This is a genomic window from Maribacter spongiae, from assembly GCF_047345125.1.
In the GTDB taxonomy this organism is placed as follows: Bacteria; Bacteroidota; Bacteroidia; order Flavobacteriales; family Flavobacteriaceae; genus Maribacter.
Genome location: NZ_JBLFEQ010000012.1, coordinates 1 through 5,558, shown reverse-complemented (window position 1 = coordinate 5,558; position 5,558 = coordinate 1). Strand labels below are relative to the sequence as shown.

The 5,558-nt window shown below is 40.7% G+C and carries 4 protein-coding genes; all 4 read left to right on the top strand.

Annotated elements, in window-relative coordinates; translation table 11 throughout:
- Window positions 1-1,036 (top strand): Ig-like domain-containing protein (locus ACKWB9_RS13950; protein ID WP_414003638.1); only part of this gene is annotated, 1,036 nt, incomplete at its 5' end.
- Between the two features lie 11 nt (window positions 1,037-1,047).
- Window positions 1,048-2,001 (top strand): PorP/SprF family type IX secretion system membrane protein, encoded by a 954-nt coding sequence (locus tag ACKWB9_RS13945; RefSeq protein ID WP_414003637.1) that lies wholly within the window; start codon window positions 1,048-1,050, stop codon window positions 1,999-2,001.
- 11 nt (window positions 2,002-2,012) lie between these two features.
- Complete coding sequence (locus ACKWB9_RS13940; protein ID WP_414003636.1) at window positions 2,013-4,064, top strand: OmpA family protein; 2,052 nt, start codon at window positions 2,013-2,015, stop codon at window positions 4,062-4,064.
- Window positions 4,065-4,742: 678 nt separating this feature from the next.
- Window positions 4,743-5,558: hypothetical protein (locus ACKWB9_RS13935; RefSeq protein ID WP_414003635.1), on the top strand; the 816-nt coding region annotated here is incomplete at its 3' end.

The window sequence follows — 5,558 nt, the reverse complement described above, 5'->3', positions numbered from 1 at the left end:
GGACGTTAACTACCGTGACCTTGACGATGACGGTGATGGTATCGACACGCCGGACGAGGATGCGGACGGCGACGGTGACCCCACCGATGACGATACGGACGGCGACGGTACGCCGGACTACCTAGATCCCGATGTTTCGGAATTAGATGTCGTGGATGATTCGGTATCAACACCGATTAATACCCCTATAGAAATCGATATCCTGTCCAACGACACCGGTATCCCTGCGGATGGGACATTGACGTTTACCGATCCTTCCAACGGCACCATTACCGTGAACGACGGGGGAACACCGGACGACATCACGGACGATACCGTTACCTATACCCCAGATCTGGATTTTAACGGCACGGATACCCTGGAGTACACGGTCTGCGATGCCATGGACAATTGCGATACGGCTACCATTACCATTACGGTAGGGACACCCTCCGTGTTGGACGTGGTCGACGATTCCGCCACGACTCCGGCCGATACGGACGTGGAAATCGATATCCTGTCCAACGACACCGGTATCCCTGCGGATGGCACGCTCACGTTTACCAATCCTTCCAACGGCACCATTACCGTGAACGACGGGGGAACACCGGACGACATCACGGACGATACCGTTACCTATACCCCGGATCTGGATTTTAACGGCACGGATACCCTGGAGTACACGGTCTGCGATGCCATGGACAATTGCGATACGGCCACCATCACTATAGATGTGGAAGCTCCTGCAATAGCTAGAATTGAAGTAAATCAAATGGTAACCCCCAATGCAGATGGTAAAAATGATTTCCTCTTTATTAGAGGCGTCGAAATCATAAGAAACAGTACATTGAAAATTTTTAATAGATGGGGAGTAGCCGTTTATGAAGGAGAGAACTACAATAATCAGAACAATGTTTTTGACGGCCGGTCAAGAGGCCGATCAACGCTAAGTGTAGATGATTATTTGCCCTCGGGCATCTATTTCTACATCTTTGATTATGTAACTCTGGACGGAGAAAATAAAGTTGATAGTGAGTATCTTTACATCAGTAGGTAATATCCAACCATATGAATCTTAGCAATAAAATTTCAGTGTTTTTTTTCCTGCTGTTCATTTCTTTGAATAGCCTATATGCGCAACAAGATGCACAGTACACACAATATATGTTCAATACGATGAGCGTGAACCCTGCATATGCCGGATCTCGGGGTCAGTTGAGTATTGCTGCCTTATATCGTGCACAATGGGTAGGTTTGGATGGTGCACCAACATCTCAGACATTGAACCTGCATTCACCTATAAGAAATAGTAAATTGGGATATGGTATTTCAATTGTGAACGATGAAATAGGGGACGGAGTTGTACAAGAAACATATTTTGATGGAATCATATCATACACCATCGATGTTTCAAGGGAAAGTAAGTTGTCCTTTGGATTAAAGGCAGGAGGTAATCTACTTAATCTTGATTTTAATAAACTTAGGAATTTTGATGCCGAACCAGTAAATTCGGATAATATCGAGAATAGATTCTCACCGAATTTTGGCCTTGGAATCTATTATCATGCCGAAAGGTTTTATGCCGGACTTTCCGCACCCAATCTATTGCAGACAGAACACTTTGATAATTCCCAAACGGAAGCCAATGCCGTGCAATTTTTATCCAAGGAAAAAATTAACTTTTATTTGATTACAGGATACGTCTTTGACTTAAATGGTAACCTAAAGTTTAAACCGGCCGTATTGACCAAAGTGGTCGGTGGAGCACCATTACAAGTAGATGTCTCGGCAAACTTTATGTTCAATGAAAAATTTACATTGGGTGCTGCCTATCGGTGGGATGCCGCAATTAGCGCACTTGTAGGTTTTCAGATTTCCGATCAATTTATGCTGGGACTTGCCTATGACAGGGAAACCACAGATTTGGGAGGTACGCAGTTTAATGACGGTTCCTTTGAGTTTTTTCTAAGGTTTGAATTAGTGAAATCGTTCCAAAGATTGGTATCGCCACGCTTCTTTTAATATACGGACCCATGATGAAAAAAGTACAGTTATTGGTTTTCTTTTTGATAACATCCAGTTCAATGTTGGTTTTGGGACAGGAGAGATTGGTCAACAAGGGGAATGAAAAATATGAGGAATATTCATTCCAACCGGCCATAGATATCTATAAAAGGGTACTTGAAAAAGGATATGTAACCGCAGATATATTAAAGAAGTTGGGAAACTCCTATTATTTCAACGCCGATTATACAGCGGCTGCAAAAACCTATAAAAGATTAGTTGCAGATTATTCCAATGATGTTGCTCCGGAGGACTTTTTTAAATATGCCCAAACCCTTAAATCGCTAGGGGATTATGAAGGTGCCGAAGAAGTGATGAACAAGTTCACGGCCATGACCTCAGGTGACCGTAGAGCATCTACGTTTAAAAGTGAAAAAGACTATATGGCGGAAATAAAAGAAAATTCCGGGAGATATACCATTGCCCCGTTTAAATATAATACGCCATATTCAGAATTTGCCCCTTCCTATTACAAACAAGGACTTATTTTTTCTTCGGACAGGGATACCGGAAATTTTGCAAGATATAGACATACCTGGAACTCCAAGGATTTTTTGGACCTATATCGCGTAAATGCGGATAGCATTTCAATGAACAGCGTTGTTAAAATAGATGTAATAGGAAAAAGAACATACGCAACCTCGGGTGTTGATAACAATGAGAATGAAATAGGGAATTTACCTGGAGGACGGACCGATCAAGTAAATAAACTATCAAAGAAACGTAATAAGATAAACACAAGATTGCATGAATCTACCTCCATAGTAACCAAGGACGGCCAAACGATATATTTCACACGGAACAATGTCGTAGATGGAAAATCCAAAAAAGATGAAAAAGGAGTAATTCGGTTAAAAATTTTCAGGGCCCAAATGATAGATGGGGTTTGGGACGAGATTGAGGACCTTCCTTTTAATAACGATACATATTCAGTGGCGCATCCCGCATTGAGTCCGGATGAAAAAACATTATATTTTGCATCGGATATGCCCGGTACTTTTGGAGGGTCCGATATCTTCATGATCACTATTAATGATGACCGTACCTTTGGTACCCCAATAAATTTGGGGCCAAATATCAATACAGAAGCAAGGGAGACATTTCCCTATGTGACCAAAGAAGAAAAGCTGTATTTTTCTTCCGATGGCCATCCGGGATTGGGTGGTTTGGATATTTTTGCCACCAAAATCAAAAGAAAAGATTTTACGGGAAAAATAATGAATGTTGGAAAACCTGTCAATAGTAAGAACGATGATTTTACTTTTATTTTTGATGAGGCGACCAGAAAAGGGTATTTGGCATCCAATAGGGAAGAAGGCCTGGGGTTTGACGATATCTATAGTTTTGTGGAAACGAAACCTTTGATTTTTGAATGCGTACAGCAAATTACGGGTACGGTTAGGGACAAGATTTCCAATGAAGTATTGGTAGGAGCCACGGTTAAGGTCATAGATGAGGGCAACGAGGATTTGCTGTCCGTTATTACCGATTCCGATGGTAATTATAACCTTGTTCTGGATTGCAATCAAGGGAATTTTGTAAGGGCGTTAATGGAAGGGTACACGCCTTTTGAAGAATATATAGGGGTTTCGGACGGTAAACCAAAAATTATCGACTTTTATCTTGAACGAGATAGAATTACGGCAGGATTTGGTGATGATTTGGCAAAATTACTACAATTGAGTACCATTTATTTTGACTTTGATAAATATTACATCCGTAAAGATTCTGAAATTGAAGTAGAAAAAGTAATTGCCGCCATGGAAAAATACCCGAGCTTAAAAATAAAGGTCAATTCCCATACGGATAGCAGGGGGCCAGCGGCCTATAATTTATGGCTTTCCCAAAAAAGAGCGGAATCTACGGTCAATTATATGATTTCAAAAGGGATATCCAAGAACCGTTTGAAAAGCGAGGGATACGGTGAGACCAAGCTGATCAATGAATGTGCCGATGGTGTAAAATGTTCCGCTGCAAAACACGATCTGAACAGACGATCAGAATTCATTATTTTAGAATAATAGCCCCTTCTACCCCCCCCCCTTAAATCTTTATCGATCTAAAGACAGATCTGATGCTTTCAATGTCCGGGATGGTAATGATGAAGCATAAAATTTAGAGTTTTTTTAAAATTCATTAAAGAAATTTCATGGTTTCGTCGGTTAATTGAAATTATAGGCTTCAGTACTAAATTTCCGGTCGTTATTTCTACTTATCGGGATTTGTTGAAATAAGCCCAAAAAAACCTATGTCTAAATTCTCCTGAACATTGGATAAGTTTCCAAATATCAATTAAAGATTTCTTGATATTTTTCTCGTATATCTTACATATTTCCAGATAATCTTCATTGGATATATGCCCATTCTTTGATTAGGAATTTCTAAGTATAAGTGCCGTTACAGCATTCCGAAAAGTAGCATGATTAGTACGTTTCTCGATGAACTGAACTTCCCTAGAGTTCGCAAAAATTAAAATCAAAACCTCATTTTTTAAGACCTATACAGTGCAATTTAACAGTTACACAACATTTATTTCCTGAGGGAGGGCTTAAAGTTAATTTTGTGAAGTAATACTATCCTGTGAAGTATTTTCTATGGATTTATGGGAATAGAAAGTGATAAAAAATAGAATGATTTTGAGAAGGAATTACAACAAAATAGGCAGAACGCTAAAAAATATTTTAAATAAAAATTTAGTCATGGATAAAAGAATTCTGGTGATATTTTTATTGATATCAGGTTTCACATTTGCACAAACGACGGTTACCTTAGAAGATCAATGTAATTGTGAGGTGCTCCAAGGTACAGATGTTTCCTCACCGGGGGCGGTTACTCCTATAGGTGCGGATCTTGGAGATCTGTATGTGAACACCAATACAGGTACTATTTATTTTTGGGATGGAGATTCCTGGGAGTTGACATCATCAGATGACCAACAATTAACAGGCTTTACTTTTAATGATGCTACCAATTTATTGACCCTTGATCTTGAAAATGGAGGTAGTCTAAGTGTAGACTTAAGCAATCTTAGTGACACCCTTTCTGACACTAATACTGTTATAACATCTTATACTATAGATGCAGTAACAAATAGTTTAGTAATTACTGATAGTGATTTAAATACATTTTCAGTTTCACTTGCTGCTATTGCTGCTATAATAGATACTGATACACAATATAGTGCGGGAACAGGACTAGATTTAACAGCTACGGAGTTTAGTGTAAGATCAGGAGGGGTAGGAACAACTGAACTTGCGAACGATGCGGTTACCACGGGCAAGATATTGAACGATGCGGTAACGGTGGGCAAGATAGCGGACGGCGGTGCGGACCAGGTGCTGGCTACGGACGGTTCGGGGAACCCCCAATGGGTCGACCAGACCAGCATAGCTGACCCCGATGCGGAGCAGAACGTACAATCGGACTGGAACCAGACCACCGTGACGGCCGACGATTTCATACTGAACAAGCCTACTACGATAACGGGTGCCCAGGCGGCGGCCATTGCGGCGAAC